Genomic DNA, 16316 nt, shown 5'->3' with positions numbered 1-16316 from the left:
AAGGTGGCAGCTCCGGGGCGTCGGATCCGTTCGTGGTTACAAAACATCAACCATCAAACGATCGACGCGCCATGGGTCACAGAGAGAAGCGTGACACCGGGAGCGAAGGCCCCATCCTGCGGTTGCGGGGGGCCTGGTGTGTGAGGCAGATGCACAAATCATCGCAGTTGCCTGCGAAGCCGCTGATTATGGCATGGATTCGGGAAAACCCCAAGTCTTTACATCCGCGCTCAATTGAGCACGGCGCGCACCACGTAGAACAGCAGCGCCGCCAGCACGGCGGTGGCCGGCACGGTGACGATCCAGGCCGCCACGATGCGCATGACCACGGAGCGCTTGACGATTTCCTTCTTGTAGGCCTTCTTGAACGCCTTCTGTTCTTTCTTGGCGAACACCGCATCTTCCGGTTGCGCCAGCTCCCGCTGCTTGGCAAGCCGCTTCATGTCCGCCAGCATGCGCTTCTTCTCGCTCACCTCGGCGGCCTCGAAGCGGCTCAGGTAGGCCTCGACCACGTCGCGGTCGGCACCCTGGTGGCCTGAGCGCACCACACGTTCCATCTTCGCGTAGTTCACCTTGAGCAGTTCGCGCAGGAAGCCGACGCCGAACACCGCGCCGATGGAGATGTGCGTCGTCGACACCGGCATGCCCAGCTGCGAGGCGACGATCACCGTGAGCGTGGCGGACATCGCGATGGCGTACGCGCGCATGTTGTCCAGCTCGGTGATTTCCTTGCCCACGGTGCGGATGAGCCGCGCGCCGTACAGCGCCAGCCCCACCGCTAGGCCGAGCGCGCCCAGCACCATGATCCACAGCGGCGTACCGGCCTTGGTGGCGATGGCGCCGTCTTTCACGGCTTCGTAGATCGCGGCCAGCGGGCCGATGGCGTTGGCCACGTCGTTGGCGCCGTGGGCGAAGCTCAGCAGCGCGGCCGAACAGACCAGCGGCCAGGTGAACAGGCGGTTGACACCGTTCTTGCTGTTCTCCTGCCGCCGGGCGTGCTTGGCGATGGGCTTGCGGATCAGTGCCCACACGACCACGGCCAGCACCACCCCCGCGCTCATGGCCGTCGGGACCCCGACATGCACCATCTGGCCCAGGCCCTTGAGCAGCATGTAGGTGGTATAGGCCCAGACCATGGCGGCGATCAGGATGGGCACCACGCGGCTGGCGGCGTCGATCATGTCGCTGCGGTAGGTCACGCTGCGCTTGATGATGTACAGAAAGGCGGCGGCCATCGCACCGCCGGCCAGGGGCGAGATCACCCAGCTGATCACGATCTGGACGATGGTTTCCCAGTTGACCAGGCCCCAGCCGCCGGCGGCGATGCCGGCGCCCATGACCGCGCCGATGATGGAGTGCGTGGTGGACACGGGGGCCCCCACGGCCGTGGCGAGGTTGAGCCAGAGCGCGCCGGCCAGCAGCGCGGAGAACATCACCCACGCGAACAGCGCCGGGTCCGAGATGGCATTGGGATCGATGATGCCGCCCTTGATGGTGCCGACCACGTCGCCACCGGCCACGATGGCGCCCAGGGCCTCGAAGACGGCGGCCACGACGATGGCCCAGCCCATGGTCATGGCACCCGAACCCACCGCCGGGCCCATGTTGTTGGCCACGTCGTTGGCGCCGATGTTCATGGCCATGTAGGCCCCCACCGCCGCCGCCACGATCAGCAGCCACATCGCCGAAGTCGCCAGGCCTGCGGTGGATGCACCGGTGAGGGAGGCGTACAGCCCGACCAGGAGGAGGAACAGCACCGCGGCGCCCAGCTGGAGCACCTCCTGGTGCTTCGAAACGAAGCGGTAACGGGATTTTTTTGTCATGCAAATCTCATGTGAACGTCACAATTTTGACATGTAGCCGCAGACCCCAAGGCCGGCGCGCAGGGGCGCCGGTGCAAGCCGTGGGGCGCGCGTTCAGCGCAGAAAGTGGGTGCGGTAGTGCTCGAGCTCGTCGATGGACTCGTGCACGTCGGCCAGCGCGGTGTGCTTCTGGTGCTTCTTGAACGACTCGTACACCTCGGGCCGCCAGCGGCGGGCCAGTTCCTTGAGCGTGCTCACGTCCAGGCAGCGGTAGTGGAAGTAGGCCTCCAGCTTGGGCATGTACTTCACCATGAAGCGGCGGTCCTGGCTGATGGTGTTGCCGCACATCGGCGAGCCGTTCTTGGGCACGTACTGGGCGATGAAGGCCAGCAGGGTGTCCTCGGCCTCTTCCTCGCTCACCGTGCTGGCCTTGACCTTGTCGATCAGGCCGCTGCGGCCGTGCGTGCCCTTGTTCCAGGCGTCCATGGCGTTGAGCACGGCGTCGCTCTGGTGCACCACGATCACCGGCCCTTCGATGCGCGGCGTGAGCTGCGGACCGGTGATGACCACCGCGATTTCCAACAGGCGCTCTTTTTCGGGGTCGAGCCCGCTCATCTCGCAGTCGATCCAGACCAGGTTCTGGTCGCTCTTGGCGAGGGTGGGGGTGTCGGCGGCGGTGCCCGCCGGGGCGGTGGAGGCAGAAGTCATGGCCGGCATTCTCGCCGATCCGCCGCCCGGGGCCCCCGGCCCCACGGCGCGCGCAAAGGGCCGTCTTCGATAGACTCGGCCCCATGGACACCGCTTCCTTCGCATTCACCGCCGTTTTCTGCGCCCTGCTGCTGCTGGGCCTGCTGGTGCGCACCGTGCTCGCCAGCCGACAGATCCGCCATGTGGCACGCCACCGCCACGCCGTGCCCGCGGCCTTCAGCGACACGATCTCGGTGGCCGCGCACCAGAAGGCGGCCGACTACACCATCACCAAGGCGCGCTTCGGCCTGCTGGAGACCGCCATCGAGGCTGCGCTTCTGCTGGGCTGGACGCTGCTGGGCGGCCTGGACTGGCTCAACCAGCGGCTGCTGGACGCGCTGGGCGGCGGCATGCTGCAACAGCTGGCGCTGCTCGCGGCCTTCGTGCTGATCGGCGGCCTCATCACCCTGCCCCTGGGCTGGTACGCCACCTTCCGCATCGAGGAACGCTTCGGCTTCAACAAGATGACGATGTCGCTCTGGCTGGGCGACCTGGTCAAGGGCACGCTGGTGGGCGCGCTGATCGGCCTGCCGATCGCCGCGCTGGTGCTCTGGCTCATGGGCGCGGCCGGCCCGACCTGGTGGCTCTGGGCCTGGGGCGTCTGGATGGCCTTCAACCTGCTCGCGCTGGTGCTCTACCCCACCCTCATCGCGCCGCTGTTCAACAAGTTCGAACCGCTGGCGGACGAAACGCTCAAGGCGCGCGTGAACGCGCTCATGCAGCGCTGCGGCTTCGCCGCCAAGGGCCTGTTCGTGATGGACGGCAGCAAGCGCAGCGCCCACGCCAACGCCTACTTCACCGGCTTCGGCGCGGCCAAGCGCGTGGTGTTCTTCGACACCCTGCTCAAACAGCTCAGCCCCGACGAGATCGATGCCGTGCTCGCGCACGAACTCGGCCACTACAAGCGCCGCCACATCCTCAAGCGCATCGTGCTGATGTTCGCGCTGAGCCTGGCGGGCTTCGCGTTGCTGGGCTGGGTGTCGAGCCAGGCCTGGTTCTTCAGCGGTCTGGGCGTGACGCCGTCGATGGACACGCCCAACGACGCGCTGGCCCTGCTGCTGTTCATGATGGTGGTGCCGCTGTTCACCTTCTTCCTCTCGCCGCTGATGGCGCAGCTCTCGCGCCAGCACGAGTTCGAGGCCGATGCGTATGCCGTGGCCCACACCAGCGGCCCCGATCTGGCCAGCGCGCTGCTCAAGCTCTACAAGGACAATGCCAGCACGCTCACGCCCGACCCGCTGTACGCGCGCTTCTACTATTCCCACCCGCCGGCGAGCGAACGCCTCTCCCGCCTGCAAACCGCCTGACGCGAACCCGACCCATGAACCCGATCCACCAGAACCGCCGCGCCCTCTCCGCCACCGAAATCGTGACCCAGCTCACCCAGCTCAACGGCGATGCCGCCCAGGGCTGGAAGCTGATCGACGGCGCGCTGGAGAAAACCTACAGCTTCGCCAACTTCCACGAGACCATGGCCTTCATGAACGCCCTGGCCTGGATCGCGCACCGCGAAGACCACCACCCTGACCTGGCCGTCAGCTACGGCCGCTGCACGGTGCGCTTCAACACGCACGACGTGAACGGCATCTCGGTCAGCGACATCCACTGCGCCGCCGCGGTGGACGCCCTGCAGAAGGCCTGATGGCCGATCTGCAACCCGGTCTGGTGGTGGCCGCCCACGGGCGCCACTGCCTCGTGGAAAGCCTCGACGGCGAACGCCGCATCTGCCACCCGCGCGGCAAGAAGAACGCCGTGGTCGTGGGCGACCAGGTGCAATGGCAGGTCACCGGCGACGAAGGCAGCATCGAGCGCGTGGACGAGCGGCGCAACCTGTTCTACCGGCAGGACGAGATGCGCACCAAGTCGTTTGCCGCCAACCTCGACCAGGTGCTGGTGCTGGTGGCGGCCGATCCGGAGTTTTCCGAGAGCCAGCTGACCCGGGCCCTGATCGCGGCACAGGCCGAAGGCATCGACGTGCTGATCGTGCTCAACAAGAGCGACCTGCAGCCCGCGTTCGACCGCGCCTGGGCCCGCCTGGAGCCCTACCGGCGCATGGGCTGCGCGGTATTGCCGCTGCGCCTGAAATCGGCCGACGGTTCGGAAGCCGGCCTCGATGCCCTGCAGCAGCGGCTGGCGAACAAGCGCACCCTGGTGCTGGGCCCCTCGGGCGTGGGCAAGAGCACACTGGTGAACCGGCTGGTGCCCGAGGCGCGCGCGCTGACGGGCGAGATTTCGCGGGCGCTCAACTCCGGCAAACACACCACGACCAGCACCACCTGGTACTGGGTGGACGCGGAACGCCGCACCGCGCTGATCGATTCACCGGGGTTCCAGGAATTCGGCCTGAACCACATCGAGCCCATGCAGCTGGCCCACCTCATGCCCGACCTGAACGCCACGCTGGGCCATTGCCGCTTCTACAACTGCACGCACCTGCACGAGCCGGGTTGCGGGGTGTTGGAACACGTGCAGACCGGGGAGCCGGACCAGCCGGCCGACGATCCGCTGGCGATCAGCGAAAACCGCTACCGCCTCTACGGCGAGCTGTTCGCGGAACTCTCGGACAAGCGGCGGTATTGATAGGCTCCCCCCGCGCCGCGCCTTCGGCGCGTCACCCCCCAGGGGGCAACACCTGTGGCCTGGCGAAGCCAGTTCCACGGTGTTCTGGATGGATTGACCGCTCTCCGGCTACAGGCCAGCGAGGGTGAGCAGCGCGAGCAGCAGCATCCAGAGCACCACCGCGCGCCACACCAGCCCCACCACACTGCTCAGGTGGGCCAGTTGCGGATCCGGCCGGGCGCCGGGGTCGCCCACCACCTCGTCGTCTTCGATCGTGAGCGGATCGAGCTGCGGGGTCAGCCGCACGTTGATGGCGCCCGAGGTGGCGGCCAGCACCACGCCGTCGCTGCCCGGGGCAAAGCGCTCGGCATCACCGCGCCAGCTGGCCACGGCCTCCTCGAAGTTGCCCACCACGGCGAAACCCAGCGCCGTCACGCGCGCCGGCACGTGGTCGACCCAGCGCCAGGCGGTCGCGGCGGCGTGCTGCAGCGCCGGGCTGGGCGTGCCGTCCGGGCGCGCGCGCCAGTTGCGCGAGAGGTACTCGGCCAGGCGGTAGAACACCGCGCCCGAGGGGCCCAGGCCGATGGCCCAGAACACCACGAAACACACCAGCACGCCGAACACGTGGCGGTGGGCGGCCAGCACCGAGTGCTCGATCACCTGGCGCAACAGCTCGGTGCGCGGCAGGCTGGAGGCGTCCACACGCAGCCAGCGGGCCAGCTTCTCGCGCGCGGTGGCGTCGTCGCCCACATCGAGCGCCTGCCGGATTTCGCTGAAGTGGTGGCTGAACTGGCGAAAGCCCAGCGTCACGTAAAGGATGCCGATGGTCCACACGAAAGCCAGCACGGAGCTGAATTGCCACAGGCCCCAATACACCAGCCCCGCGATGGCCGCCGGCACGCCCACCGCCAGCACCCAGGCGACCCAGCCATGGGAGGACTGGCCTGCATCGAGGTTGCGGCGCACGGTGCGCGCCCAGCCGCGCAGACCGGCGTGAACGGGGTTGTCAAAGGCGAGCGGGCGCGCCTGTTCCAGCAGCAGGGCAATGAGGATGGCGAAAAAACTCATGGCGCCATCATAGTGGCGTGAGGGGCGCGCGCCACAGAGCGCCGCACGGGCCTAGGCGCTGAGCATGCGGTAGAAGTTGCGCAGCATGCCGGCGGTGGCGCCCCAGATGAAGCGCTCGCGGTCGCCGTCCAGGTAGGGCATGGAGTACCACTCGCGCACCACGCCCTCGAAGGCCAGCGCGTGGCGCCGGTGGTGCAAGGGGTTCATGAGGTAGGCCAGCGGCACCTCGAACACGTCGTCCACCTCGTCCGGGTTGGGCACCAGCTCGAAACCCGGCCGCACCAGCCCCACGACCGGCGTGACGATGAAGGACGTGCCGGTGACGTACACCGGCAGCGTGCCCAGCACCTCCACCCGATCCGGCGCCAGGCCGATCTCTTCCTGCGCCTCGCGCAGGGCGGCGGCGGTGGCGTCGGCGTCCTCGGGGTCGAGCTTGCCGCCCGGCAGGGCGATCTGGCCCGAGTGGGTGGAGAGGTGGGCCGTGCGCTGGGTCAGGATGAGCGTGAGCTCGTCGCGCATCACCAGCGGCAGCAGCACCGCCGCCTCGGCGGGCGCGCGGTCGACGAACTTGCGCTCGCGGTGCAGTTCGGGCGTCCACACCGGCGGGCGGGCGAAGAGTTCGCGCAGGCCGGTGGGCGTGAGGCGCTGCGCCTGCGCGGGGCGCAGCATCTCGTCGGCCTCGTCCGCGACGATGGGCACCAGGCGCGGATCAAAAGCGGGCAGAACGTGGGTCATGTGAAGGCAAGCATAGGCCAGACGCAAAAAAGCCGCTCCGGGGAGCGGCTTTTTTTGGGAGGGTGCAGGCGACCGGGCCAGGCCCGATGCGCTTTACGCGCCCAGCTTTTCCTTGATGCGGGCCGACTTGCCGCTGCGCTCGCGCAGGTAGTACAGCTTGGCACGGCGCACGGCACCGCGGCGCTTGACTTCGATCTTGGCGATCAGCGGGCTGTACAGCGGGAAAGTGCGCTCGACGCCTTCGCCGTTGGAGATCTTGCGCACGATGAAGCTGGAGTTCAGGCCACGGTTGCGGCGGGCCACCACCACGCCTTCGTAGGCCTGCACGCGCTTGCGCGTGCCTTCGATCACGTTCACGCTGACGATCACGGTGTCGCCAGGGGCGAACGGGGGAATGACTTTGCCAAGGCGAGCAATTTCTTCTTGCTCAAGGGTTTGGATGAGGTTCATGATTTCCTGTTTTGTCGGTCATGGCCGCGCTGCACTAAAGGCCGCGAATCCGGCAGGGCCCCTGTCCAGACCCTTGCGGGTTTGCGGGGTGGCCCGGTCGCGGCGGCCGGTCAGAGGATCGAAAAGCCTTGGATTATAGCAATCCCTGAGCGCGGAGGAAAGCCTGGTCCGCCGCGTCGAGCAATCCCTGCGCCCGGGCACGGGCCAGCAGGTCGGGCCGGCGGCTGGCCGTGAGCAGCAGGCTTTGCTCGCGCCGGTGGCGGGCGATGCGCTCGTGGTGGCCGCCCAACAGCACCTCCGGCACCGCCATCGGCCCCCGCGGGCCCTGCCAGACCTCGGGGCGGGTGTGGTGCGGGCTGTCCAGCAGGCCGTCGAGCGCCGGGTTGAAGCTGTCCTGCTGGTGGCTGCCCTCGTCGGTCAACACGCCGGGCTGCAGGCGCGCCACGGCATCCAGCAGGGCCATGGCCGCGATCTCGCCACCCGAGAGCACGAAGTCGCCCAGGCTGATCTGCCGGTCCACGCAGGTGTCGATGAAGCGCTGGTCGATGCCTTCGTAGCGGCCGCACACCAGCACCGCGCCCTGGCTGCGCGACCAGCCCTCGACGCCCGCGTGGTTCAGCGCCTCGCCGATCGGGGAAAAAAGGACCACGGGGGCGCGGGCATCGTCGGCCTCCGCGCGCGCGGTGCGGATGGCCTGCAGGCACTGCCACAGGGGTTCGGCCATCATGACCATGCCCGGGCCGCCGCCAAACGGGCGGTCGTCGACCCGGCGGTAGTTGCCTTCGGCGAAGTCGCGCGGGTTCCACAGGTGCACGGCCACCTGGCCGGACTCGAAGGCGCGGCGGTTGATGCCGTGCTGCAGGAAAGGCGCGAACAGCTCCGGGAAAAGCGTGATGACGTCGAAGCGCATGGCGGTATTGTGAGCGTCAACGATCCGGTGCCGGGCCGCCCCAAGCCGGATCAACCTCCTCGGGGGGCAGCGACCCGCGCAGCGGCGGAGCGTGGGGGCCTAGTAATCCGGCTGCCAGTCGGCGGTGATGCGGCGCCGCGCCTTGTCGACATCGTCGATGTAGGCCGCCACGAACGGGATCATGCGCTCGGCGGTCTGCTCGGTGCCGTCCACCGTCTCGGTGTGTTCGAGCACCAGCACCGAGGTGGGCCCGGTGGGCATGAGGTCGCGCACCACGCCCAGGTGCACGCCTTCGCGGTTGAACACGTCCAGGCCGATCAGGTCGACCCAGTAGTACTCACCTTCGGGGGTGGCCGGAAAGGCGCTGCGCGGTAGGTAGATGCGCACGCCCTTGAGGGCCTCGGCCGCATTGCGGTCGTCCACGCCGTCCAGCTGGGCGACCAGGCCGTCGGTGTGGGGTTTGACTTCCGCCACGCCCACGCCCACGCAGCCCGTGAACGCCGAGAAGCCGCGCGCGAAGCGGGCTTCGGGCGGCTGCAGGAACCAGGAAGAGGAAGCGATCAGCGCCGAGGTGTCGGCGCTGTGGGGCAGGATGCGGACCCAGCCCTTGATGCCCCACGCGTCCTGTATGCGCCCCAGCTCGACGGCGTCGTCGGGCAGGGGCAACGCCTTGAAGGCGCCGGACGCGGGGTGGCTCACCTTGCTGCGGGCAGGATCAGGCCGCGGCCTTGGCGGCGTTCTGCTTGACCAGGCGCGCCACGGTGTCCGACGGGGTGGCGCCAACGCCGGTCCAGTAGGTCAGGCGGTCCAGGGCGATGCGCAGGGGCTCTTCACCACCGCGGGCCAGGGGGTTGTAGAAACCGATGCGCTCGATGAAGCGGCCATCGCGGCGATTGCGCTTGTCGGCAACCACGATGTTGTAGAACGGACGGGCTTTTGCGCCGCCGCGGGAGAGTCGAATGACGACCATGATTTATCCTTCGGGTGGAGAGGTACCAGGATCGGTACTTCACTGGATCTTGCGACCCGCTTTATTTGCAGCGCTTGAGACACACGACTGACCACCCGGCCAGCGAAACGCCACGAAACCCGCGATTATAGCCCGTTCGCTGGTTTTGCCAGCCCCTTCCCGAGCGACCCACCTTACCCATGCCCCTGATCCGCCCCAGCCGCGACGAAGACCTCGACGCGATCACCCGCATTTACGGCCACCACGTGCTGCACGGCACCGGCACTTTCGAAACCACCCCGCCCACCCTGGCCGAGATGACGGCGCGCCGCGCCGACGTGCTGGGCAAGGGCCTGCCCTGGCTGGTCGCCGAAGAAGGCGGCCAGGTGCTGGGCTACGCCTACGGCAACTGGTTCAAGCCGCGCCCGGCCTACCGTTTTTCGGTCGAGGACTCGATCTACATGGACCCGGCGGCCCACCGCCAGGGCCTGGGCCGCGCGCTGCTCGCCGAGCTGCTGGCCGCGCTGGAACGCGCCGGCACGCGCAAGGTGATGGCCGTGATCGGCGATTCGGCCAACGCCGGCTCCATCGGTGTGCACAAGGCGCTGGGCTTCGAGCCCGTGGGCGTGGTGCAGTCGTGCGGCTGGAAATTCGGCCGCTGGCTCGACATCGTGCTGATGCAGAAGACCCTGGGTGCCGGTGACAGTGCGCCGCCGAACGAGGGCGCATGACGATGATGCGCAAGAACAAGACGCTGGCGGTCTGGCTGGCGCTGCTGGGCGGCATGCTCGGCCTGCACCGTTTCTACCTGCGCGGCCTGGGCGACTGGGTGGGCTGGCTGCACCCGATCCCGGCGGCGCTGGGCCTGTGGGGCGTGGACCGTGTGCTGCTCTACGGGCAGGACGACAAGCTCTCGTGGGTGCTGATCCCGCTGCTCGGCGCGACCATCTCCGCCAGTTGCCTGATGGCCATCGTCTATGCCTTGACCGACCGCGAGAAGTGGAACCGCCAGTTCAACCCCCAGTTGCCGGCGGACGCCGTCTCGGGCGGCACCAACTGGCTGACCATCGGCGCCCTCGTGGCCGCGCTGCTGATGGGCACGGTCGCGCTGATGGGCAGCCTGGCCTTCGGCTTCCAGCGCTACTTCGAGTACCAGGTCGAAGAAGGCCGCAAGATCAGCCAGTGAGCGAGCACCCGGCGCTCAGTTGAGCCAGGCCATGGTGGTCATCACCAGGCTGAGCGTGAACAGCGCGAGCACGGTGGACAGGCCCATGGCCGCGGTGGTGACTTCCTGCGCCACCTCGTAGCGCTGGGCGAACAGGAACACGTTCGCCCCCACCGGCAGGGCCGCGGCCACCACCATCACGGTCAGCGGCATGCCGGTGATGCCCATGCCCCAGGCGCACAGGCCCACCAGCAGCGGCAGCACCAGGTTCTTGGACACGCTGACCCACAGGGCCTGGCGCAGGTGGCCGGCCATGGGTGTGCGCGCCAGGGTCACGCCCACCAGCACCAGCGCGATCGGGCCGAAGGCGCTGCCCAGCAATTGCAACGGCCGGTCCACCACCGTGGGCAGCGTGAGGCCGCTCTGCGCGAACAGCAGGCCGCACAGGATGGGCAGGGGAATCGGGTGGATGAGCGCGCCCTTGAAGGCCGACCACGCCGTGGCCAGCACGTGCGGCGCGCGCTGGCCACCCGCGCGGGCTTCGCGCGCCACCGCGAGTTCGAGCACGATGGAACCGGTGGTCAGCAGGATCAGCGCATGCACCGACACCAGCGTGAGCACCGTGACCTGCGCGCTCTTGCCGTAGGCCAGTTCCACCAGCGTGATGCCCAGCATCACCATGTTGGAGAAGGTGCCGGCCAGGGCCAGCACCACGCTGCCCCGGTTGAAGCCCCGCCAGGCGATGGACACCGCCAGCAGCGACAGCGCGGCCAGGAAGTAGGCGCCGATCGGCCGCAGGTCGAGTTCCTCGAAATGCACCGAGCTCATGGTGCGGAACAGCAGGGCCGGGATGAGCAGCAGGAAGACCAGGTTGGACAGGTCCTTGACCGCGGCATCGCGGATCCATTGCAGGCGCCCGGCCAGGTAGCCGAGGCCGATCAGGATGAAGACCGGGGTGAGGGAGGCGACGACGGGGTGGCTGGCGATGTTCACCCGGCGATGGTATCGCCAGGCGTGCGCGTCACTCGACGCCGACGGCGCCGGTGATGCGGTAGTACAGGCCGTAGGGGTCGTTCTGCAGCACGTGGAAGGTGCCCTCGACGACCACCGCCTCCAGCTTGTACTTCACCGGCTTGCTGGTGCGCACCTCGACCATGCTCTCGGGCCCGCCCGGCGTGCAGAAACCGCAGGTCAGCGGCACCGAGGCGAGCAGGAAGTGGCGCTGGCTCTCGCCCGGCTCCAGCGGCATCATGAAGCCCTGCAGCCGCAGCTTCTTCTGGTTCAGCTCGGCCACCGGCGCCGGGTACACCGGCACGATGCGCTTGTTCTCCACCTTGGTGGTGATGTCGGTCAGCGTCGACCAGGCGACCACGTCGCCGCGCCTGGGCAGGGGCGCGAACGGGCTGAGCGGGCTGTGCACACCCGCACCCTGGCCGTGCGGCAGGCCCGAGGGCTGGCTCGAGGGGGTGCCGGGCGGCACCGGCGAGCTCAGGGTCTGGGCCCCGGCACCGACCAGCACGGCCCCGCCCATCACGAGCAGCGCGGCGAAACGAGAGGCTTGGAACAGGTGGCGCATGGGGAATCGTCTCGGTTGGGTTCAGGCCGTCAGTGCGCGTGGCGCATGCCGCAGTATTTTCCCAGGGCCAGACCCTTGCAGGCCACCGCGAGTTCCTGCATGCAGACTTTTTCGCCCTTGCCGGCCTCCAGGCACTTGGCCGCGCCTTCGTGCGCCACGGCCATGGCGCGGTGGCGGGCGATGTCTTCCCTGGTCTCCTTGTCGGAGTGCTGGGCCAGCGCGGCGGTGGACAGCAGGGCGGCGGCGAACAGGAACAGTGTTTTCTTCATGGTGTTACCTCGAATTCAGGAGTTGAGTGACATCGACACGGTAGGCATGGAGGGCCGGCAGGAGCGCCGCCACCACCGCCACCCCCAAGGCCAGCACGGGCACCCAGGCTTCGCCCGACACCCATTGCCAACCGGTGATGGCCAGCGAATGCCGGGCCATCAACATCTCGCCCATGAGGGCCGTGAGCGCATGCGCGGCCAGCAGGCCCAGCGCGCACGCCAGCAACGCGAGCCACAGCGCCTCGCACAGCAGCAGCGCGGCCACGCGCCGCGGCGGCGCGCCCAGCATGCGCAGCATCGCCAGGTCGGCGCGGCGCTCGCGCACCGCGCTCCAGAGCGCGATGAACACCGACAGCCCGGCCACGCCCAGAAGCACGGCCGCCAGCCCGCGCAGCACCTGCGTGCCCACACCGACCATGCTCAGCAGGCGCGTGATCTCCACCGCCGGCGCCGCGGCCTGCAGCGAGGTGGTCTGGTTGATGAAGCGCGGGAAGCTCACCGCCGCCAACGGCGTGCGGTAGCGGATCAGGGCCAGCGTGATCTCGCGCTCGGCCGCCAGCGCCTCGGCCAGTTCGGCGCGCTCGGCCTCGTCCATGTTCGCGCCGGCGTGCATGTCGTCGTGCACGCGCCAGACCGATTCGGTAGCGGTGAGCACCAGCCGGTCGAGCACGCAGCCGCAGGGCGCGAGCACGCCGGTGACGGTGTACGGCGTCTCGCCGTGCGAGCTGCCACCCACGCCCAGGCCGTGCGCGCCTTCGAAGGCCTGGCCCACCTGCAGGCCCGTGCGCGCGGCGACCTGTGCGCCCAGCACGGCCTCCAGCGGCGCCTGCCAGAGCGCGCCCTGCGCGAGCCGGGCACCGTAGTGGGCCGGGTAGTCGTGCGTGGTGCCCACGATGCGGAAGCCGCCCAGGTTGTCGCCCAGGCTCAGCGGGATGAGCTGCGCCACCTGCGGGTGTTCCGCGAGCTGGCGGGCCTCGGCCAGCGGGATGTTGCCGGGCGGCACGTCCAGGTGGAACACGCCCGCGAGGATGAGCTGCATCGGGCTGCCCTTGGCGCCCACCACCGCGTCGATGCCGGCGAGGTCGCGTTCGAAGGCGCGGTCCACCTGGTCGCGCGCGATCAGCACGAACGCCATGGAGGCCAGGCCCAGCGCGAGCAGCAAGAGGTTGAGCGCCGTGGCCAGCGGGCGCGACCAGAGGTAGCGCCAGGAAAGGGACAACACGTTCATGCCACGCGCTCCGGGCGCGTTGCCACGAAGGTGAGCACCTGCGCATGCGGCAGCGCGTCGCGCACGCGGGCGTCGTGGGTGGCGATCACGAGCGTGGCGTCCAGCGCCTTCGCGCTGCGGCGCAGCAGCGAGAGCGCCGTCATGCAGGCGTCGTCGTCCAGGCTCGCGGTCGGCTCATCGGCCAGGATCACGCGCGGGCGCAGCAGCACGGCGCGCGCCAGGGCCACGCGCTGGGCCTGCCCGCCCGAGAGCTGGGTGGGCCGGCGGTTCGCCAGCGCGCCGAGGTCCAGCGCCGCCAGCACCTCGGCCACGGCGGCGCGGTCCACCAGCAGGCCGGCGGCGAAGTGCGCGAGCGCCAGGTTGTCGGCGACCGTGAGCGCGTCGCTCAGGTGCAGCTGCTGCGGCAGAAAACCGATGTGGCGCGCGCGCCAGGCATCTCGGGCCGCACCGCGCAGGGCACCCACCGACTGACCGGCCACCACGATCTCGCCCGCGCCGGGCGTGAGCAGGCCGGCGGCCAGCGCCAGCCAGGTGGACTTGCCGCTGCCCGAGGGCCCGCGCAGCAGCAGGGTGCCGCCCTGCGCCACCGACACATCGGCCATGCGCAGCGGCGCCTGGCCCGCGTGGGCGTATTGCAGCCCCCGGGACTCGATCACGCGGCGGGCTCCAGGCAGTCCGCGCAGGTGCCGTGCACCGCCACCTGCTCGCCCCGGTGGCCCTGGCGCGCGAGGCTGTGCAACAGGTCGCGGGCCAGCTCGCTCACGTCGGCCATCGGAAATTGCCGGTGGCAGGCGTCGCATTCGAAGCGCGGCGGTGTGCCCTCGTCGGCATTCGCATCCAGCGGCGCCAGGCTGAAGCGCCAGGTGCGGGCCTGGTCGTCGGTCTGGCGTTGCAGCACGCCGCAGGCGGCCAGGCGGTCGAGCAGGCGGTAGAGCGTGACGCGGTTGATGTCCAGCCCGCGCGCGGTGAGCGCGTTCAGCGCCTGCGCATGGGTGAGCCCGCCGTGCGGCTGCGCGAGGAACAGGCCCAGCACGGCGCGCGTGGCCAGCGTGCGGCGCAGGCCGGCGGCTTCCAGCCGGGTCTGGATGTGGGGTGGCACAGCCACCGGTTCTTTGGTCTGGCGTGGCGACATGGCTTGGGTCTCCATAAATGCAACTATGTTGCGTTAACATACGCACTATCGCAATTCAGTTGCAGTATCTTAGCTGCAATCCTCCCGTGCCCGACCTTCAAGCTTCCGCCCCATCGGCCATCGTGCTGCACGACCTCACGCTGGGCTACGAGCGCCATCCGGCCGTGCACCACCTCTCGCTCACGCTGCCACCGGGTGCGCTGGTGGCGGTGGTCGGCCCCAACGGCGCGGGCAAATCGACCCTGCTGAAGGCACTGGCCGGGCAGCTCCCACCGCTCGGCGGGCGCATCGACGGCCTGGGCACGCGCCAGCGCGTGGCCTGCCTGCCGCAACACAGCGGGATCGACCGCAGTTTTCCGATCTCGGTGCAGGAGCTGGTCCTGCTCGGCCTGTGGCACGAGGTGGGCGCGCTCGGGCGACACAGCGCCGCGCACCGCCGCGCCTGCCACGAGGCGCTGGCGGCGGTCGGCCTGCTGGGTTTCGAGCGGCGCGCGATCGACACGCTCTCCGGCGGCCAGCTGCAGCGCGCCCTGTTCGCGCGCCTGATCCTGCAGGACGCCCCGGTGGTGCTGCTCGACGAGCCCTTCGCCGCGATCGACCAGCGCACCACCCGCGACCTGCTCGTCCTGCTGCACCGCTGGCATGCGCAGGGCAAGACGGTGATCGCGGTGCTGCACGACCTGGCCCAGGTGCGCGAGCACTTTCCGCACACCCTGCTGCTGGCCCGCGAGCCGGTGGCCTGGGGCGTGACGGCGGAGGTGCTGACCGCCGACCACTGGGCCCGCGCCCTGCGGCTGCAGGAGCCGTTCGACGACGGCGCCGAGGCCTGTGGCGCCACCGCCCACGGGGTGCCGGCATGAGCAGCGCGCTGTGGCTCGACCCGTTTCTGGAGTTCGGCTTCATGCAGCGCGCGCTGCTGGGCTGCGTGCTGCTGTCGGTGAGCGCCGCACCGGTCGGTGTGTTCCTGATGCTGCGCCGCATGAGCCTGACCGGCGATGCCATGGCCCACGCGATCCTGCCCGGTGCCGCGCTGGGTTACCTGGTGGCCGGCCTGTCGCTGGGCGCGATGACGGTGGGCGGCATCGCGGCCGGCCTGGCGGTCGCCGTCGGCTCCGGCCTGGTCGCGCGCCACACCGTGCTGCGCGAAGACACCAGCCTGGCGGCCTTCTACCTGCTCTCGCTCGCGCTGGGCGTGCTGATCGTCTCGACGCGTGGCAACAGCGTGGACCTGCTGCACGTGCTGTTCGGCACCGTGCTCGCGCTGGACGACGCCGCGCTGGCGCTGCTGGGCGGCATTGCACTCGTGACGCTGCTGGCCTTGCGCGTGCTGTACCGCCCGCTGGTGCTGGAGTGCCTGGACCCGGGTTTCCTGCGCGGCACCAGCCGCTGGAGCGCGGCCGCGCATTTCGGTTTTCTGACGCTGCTGGTGATCAATCTCGTGGCCGGCTTCCATGCCCTGGGCACGCTGATGGCGGTCGGAATGATGGTGCTGCCCGCCGCCACCGCGCGTTTCTGGGTGCGCCGCCTCGTGCCGCTGCTGGCCTGCGCCGTGGCCTTCGCCCTGTTCGCCAGCGCCAGCGGCCTGCTGGTCTCGTACCACGCCGACTGGCCCACCAGCCCGGTGATCGTGCTCAGCCTGGGCGCGATGTACCTGCTCTCGATGCTGTTCGCGCCGCACGGCCTGCTGCGCCAGCGGCGCCCCGCCCTTTCCCACCTCAAAGCCTGA

The 16316-nt window shown here is 69.5% G+C and carries 21 protein-coding genes; 7 read left to right on the top strand and 14 right to left on the bottom strand.

Annotation, left to right across the window (positions count from 1 at the left end):
- Nucleotides 1-230 precede the first annotated feature (230 nt).
- Nucleotides 231-1823: an inorganic phosphate transporter gene (locus tag AC1Q9M_RS08700; RefSeq protein WP_492433339.1), complete on the bottom strand. Its 1593-nt coding sequence runs from the start codon at nt 1821-1823 to the stop codon at nt 231-233.
- A gap of 93 nt (nt 1824-1916) precedes the next feature.
- The gene (orn, locus tag AC1Q9M_RS08695) at nt 1917-2510 is read right to left on the bottom strand and encodes an oligoribonuclease (protein WP_492433337.1); all 594 of its coding nucleotides are present in this window, start codon (nt 2508-2510) and stop codon (nt 1917-1919) included.
- Between the two features lie 83 nt (nt 2511-2593).
- Here orn and AC1Q9M_RS08690 point away from each other — a divergent pair, with 83 nt between their 5' ends.
- Genes AC1Q9M_RS08690 through rsgA form a run of 3 tightly spaced genes read left to right on the top strand, consistent with a single transcriptional unit; the run spans nt 2594 to nt 5129 of the window.
- On the top strand, nt 2594-3856 hold the full coding sequence (locus tag AC1Q9M_RS08690) for a M48 family metallopeptidase (protein WP_492433335.1): 1263 nt from the start codon (nt 2594-2596) through the stop codon (nt 3854-3856).
- Nucleotides 3857-3870: 14 nt separating this feature from the next.
- The gene (locus AC1Q9M_RS08685; RefSeq protein ID WP_492433333.1) at nt 3871-4191 is read left to right on the top strand and encodes a 4a-hydroxytetrahydrobiopterin dehydratase; all 321 of its coding nucleotides are present in this window, start codon (nt 3871-3873) and stop codon (nt 4189-4191) included.
- On the top strand, nt 4155-5129 hold the full coding sequence (gene rsgA, locus AC1Q9M_RS08680) for a ribosome small subunit-dependent GTPase A (protein ID WP_492433413.1): 975 nt from the start codon (nt 4155-4157) through the stop codon (nt 5127-5129). Before AC1Q9M_RS08685 ends, rsgA begins: the two co-directional genes overlap by 37 nt.
- Nucleotides 5130-5237: 108 nt before the next feature.
- On the opposite strand, the gene AC1Q9M_RS08675 is transcribed toward rsgA, so the two are convergent.
- From AC1Q9M_RS08675 to rpsP, 6 genes are all read right to left on the bottom strand, one after another.
- Nucleotides 5238-6176, bottom strand: a complete 939-nt coding sequence (locus AC1Q9M_RS08675) for a CobD/CbiB family protein (protein WP_492433331.1) — start codon at nt 6174-6176, stop codon at nt 5238-5240.
- A gap of 51 nt (nt 6177-6227) precedes the next feature.
- Nucleotides 6228-6911, bottom strand: a complete 684-nt coding sequence (locus AC1Q9M_RS08670) for a CoA pyrophosphatase (protein ID WP_382159818.1) — start codon at nt 6909-6911, stop codon at nt 6228-6230.
- 93 nt (nt 6912-7004) lie between these two features.
- On the bottom strand, nt 7005-7361 hold the full coding sequence (rplS, locus tag AC1Q9M_RS08665; RefSeq protein WP_066268749.1) for a 50S ribosomal protein L19: 357 nt from the start codon (nt 7359-7361) through the stop codon (nt 7005-7007).
- 133 nt (nt 7362-7494) lie between these two features.
- Nucleotides 7495-8271 carry a tRNA (guanosine(37)-N1)-methyltransferase TrmD gene (gene trmD / locus AC1Q9M_RS08660; protein ID WP_382323677.1) on the bottom strand — a complete coding sequence of 259 codons (777 nt, stop codon included), beginning with the start codon at nt 8269-8271 and terminating at the stop codon, nt 7495-7497.
- 99 nt (nt 8272-8370) lie between these two features.
- Nucleotides 8371-8970: a ribosome maturation factor RimM gene (rimM, locus tag AC1Q9M_RS08655; RefSeq protein WP_492433328.1), complete on the bottom strand. Its 600-nt coding sequence runs from the start codon at nt 8968-8970 to the stop codon at nt 8371-8373.
- A 16-nt stretch (nt 8971-8986) separates the two neighbouring features.
- The gene (gene rpsP / locus AC1Q9M_RS08650; RefSeq protein ID WP_382159826.1) at nt 8987-9241 is read right to left on the bottom strand and encodes a 30S ribosomal protein S16; all 255 of its coding nucleotides are present in this window, start codon (nt 9239-9241) and stop codon (nt 8987-8989) included.
- Between the two features lie 179 nt (nt 9242-9420).
- Here rpsP and AC1Q9M_RS08645 point away from each other — a divergent pair, with 179 nt between their 5' ends.
- Nucleotides 9421-9951: a GNAT family N-acetyltransferase gene (locus tag AC1Q9M_RS08645; protein WP_492433325.1), complete on the top strand. Its 531-nt coding sequence runs from the start codon at nt 9421-9423 to the stop codon at nt 9949-9951.
- A 5-nt stretch (nt 9952-9956) separates the two neighbouring features.
- Nucleotides 9957-10406 (top strand): hypothetical protein, encoded by a 450-nt coding sequence (locus tag AC1Q9M_RS08640; RefSeq protein WP_382163694.1) that lies wholly within the window; start codon nt 9957-9959, stop codon nt 10404-10406.
- Nucleotides 10407-10421: 15 nt separating this feature from the next.
- Here the strand turns inward: AC1Q9M_RS08640 and AC1Q9M_RS08635 are convergent, their stop codons facing one another.
- Genes AC1Q9M_RS08635 through AC1Q9M_RS08610 form a run of 6 tightly spaced genes read right to left on the bottom strand, consistent with a single transcriptional unit; the run spans nt 10422 to nt 14590 of the window.
- A complete protein-coding gene (locus AC1Q9M_RS08635; RefSeq protein ID WP_444688224.1) occupies nt 10422-11378 on the bottom strand; it encodes an AEC family transporter in 957 nt (318 codons plus the stop codon).
- Between the two features lie 28 nt (nt 11379-11406).
- Nucleotides 11407-11961: a DUF3299 domain-containing protein gene (locus AC1Q9M_RS08630; protein WP_382323674.1), complete on the bottom strand. Its 555-nt coding sequence runs from the start codon at nt 11959-11961 to the stop codon at nt 11407-11409.
- Between the two features lie 29 nt (nt 11962-11990).
- Entirely contained in the window at nt 11991-12230 is a 240-nt protein-coding gene (locus AC1Q9M_RS08625) for a hypothetical protein (RefSeq protein ID WP_382323673.1), read from the bottom strand.
- Between the two features lie 4 nt (nt 12231-12234).
- A complete protein-coding gene (locus AC1Q9M_RS08620; RefSeq protein WP_492433322.1) occupies nt 12235-13458 on the bottom strand; it encodes an FtsX-like permease family protein in 1224 nt (407 codons plus the stop codon).
- A complete protein-coding gene (locus AC1Q9M_RS08615) occupies nt 13455-14114 on the bottom strand; it encodes an ABC transporter ATP-binding protein (RefSeq protein WP_492433320.1) in 660 nt (219 codons plus the stop codon). The genes AC1Q9M_RS08620 and AC1Q9M_RS08615 overlap by 4 nt, the downstream gene beginning before the upstream one ends.
- Complete coding sequence (locus AC1Q9M_RS08610) at nt 14111-14590, bottom strand: Fur family transcriptional regulator (RefSeq protein ID WP_492433318.1); 480 nt, start codon at nt 14588-14590, stop codon at nt 14111-14113. The genes AC1Q9M_RS08615 and AC1Q9M_RS08610 overlap by 4 nt, the downstream gene beginning before the upstream one ends.
- An 86-nt stretch (nt 14591-14676) precedes the next feature.
- Between AC1Q9M_RS08610 and AC1Q9M_RS08605 the strand changes: the two genes are divergently transcribed.
- A complete protein-coding gene (locus tag AC1Q9M_RS08605) occupies nt 14677-15450 on the top strand; it encodes a metal ABC transporter ATP-binding protein (protein ID WP_382323669.1) in 774 nt (257 codons plus the stop codon).
- Nucleotides 15447-16316 (top strand): metal ABC transporter permease, encoded by an 870-nt coding sequence (locus AC1Q9M_RS08600; protein ID WP_382323668.1) that lies wholly within the window; start codon nt 15447-15449, stop codon nt 16314-16316. Before AC1Q9M_RS08605 ends, AC1Q9M_RS08600 begins: the two co-directional genes overlap by 4 nt.

The sequence above is a fragment of the Hydrogenophaga sp. GW823-FHT04C09 genome (assembly GCF_058796355.1).
This window is presented reverse-complemented; position numbering and strand designations above follow the sequence as displayed.

Excerpts from the sequence above, each read along its gene's own strand:
- AC1Q9M_RS08700 (WP_492433339.1), bottom strand. The coding sequence starts at position 1,823 with ATGACAAAAAAATCCCGTTACCGCTTCGTTTCGAAGCACCAGGAGGTG.
- orn (WP_492433337.1), bottom strand. The coding sequence starts at position 2,510 with ATGACTTCTGCCTCCACCGCCCCGGCGGGCACCGCCGCCGACACCCCC.
- AC1Q9M_RS08690 (WP_492433335.1), top strand. The coding sequence starts at position 2,594 with ATGGACACCGCTTCCTTCGCATTCACCGCCGTTTTCTGCGCCCTGCTG.
- AC1Q9M_RS08685 (WP_492433333.1), top strand. The coding sequence starts at position 3,871 with ATGAACCCGATCCACCAGAACCGCCGCGCCCTCTCCGCCACCGAAATC.
- AC1Q9M_RS08675 (WP_492433331.1), bottom strand. The coding sequence starts at position 6,176 with ATGAGTTTTTTCGCCATCCTCATTGCCCTGCTGCTGGAACAGGCGCGC.
- AC1Q9M_RS08670 (WP_382159818.1), bottom strand. The coding sequence starts at position 6,911 with ATGACCCACGTTCTGCCCGCTTTTGATCCGCGCCTGGTGCCCATCGTC.
- rplS (WP_066268749.1), bottom strand. The coding sequence starts at position 7,361 with ATGAACCTCATCCAAACCCTTGAGCAAGAAGAAATTGCTCGCCTTGGC.
- trmD (WP_382323677.1), bottom strand. The coding sequence starts at position 8,271 with ATGCGCTTCGACGTCATCACGCTTTTCCCGGAGCTGTTCGCGCCTTTC.
- rpsP (WP_382159826.1), bottom strand. The coding sequence starts at position 9,241 with ATGGTCGTCATTCGACTCTCCCGCGGCGGCGCAAAAGCCCGTCCGTTC.
- AC1Q9M_RS08645 (WP_492433325.1), top strand. The coding sequence starts at position 9,421 with ATGCCCCTGATCCGCCCCAGCCGCGACGAAGACCTCGACGCGATCACC.
- AC1Q9M_RS08640 (WP_382163694.1), top strand. The coding sequence starts at position 9,957 with ATGCGCAAGAACAAGACGCTGGCGGTCTGGCTGGCGCTGCTGGGCGGC.
- AC1Q9M_RS08630 (WP_382323674.1), bottom strand. The coding sequence starts at position 11,961 with ATGCGCCACCTGTTCCAAGCCTCTCGTTTCGCCGCGCTGCTCGTGATG.
- AC1Q9M_RS08625 (WP_382323673.1), bottom strand. The coding sequence starts at position 12,230 with ATGAAGAAAACACTGTTCCTGTTCGCCGCCGCCCTGCTGTCCACCGCC.
- AC1Q9M_RS08620 (WP_492433322.1), bottom strand. The coding sequence starts at position 13,458 with ATGAACGTGTTGTCCCTTTCCTGGCGCTACCTCTGGTCGCGCCCGCTG.
- AC1Q9M_RS08610 (WP_492433318.1), bottom strand. The coding sequence starts at position 14,590 with ATGTCGCCACGCCAGACCAAAGAACCGGTGGCTGTGCCACCCCACATC.
- AC1Q9M_RS08600 (WP_382323668.1), top strand. The coding sequence starts at position 15,447 with ATGAGCAGCGCGCTGTGGCTCGACCCGTTTCTGGAGTTCGGCTTCATG.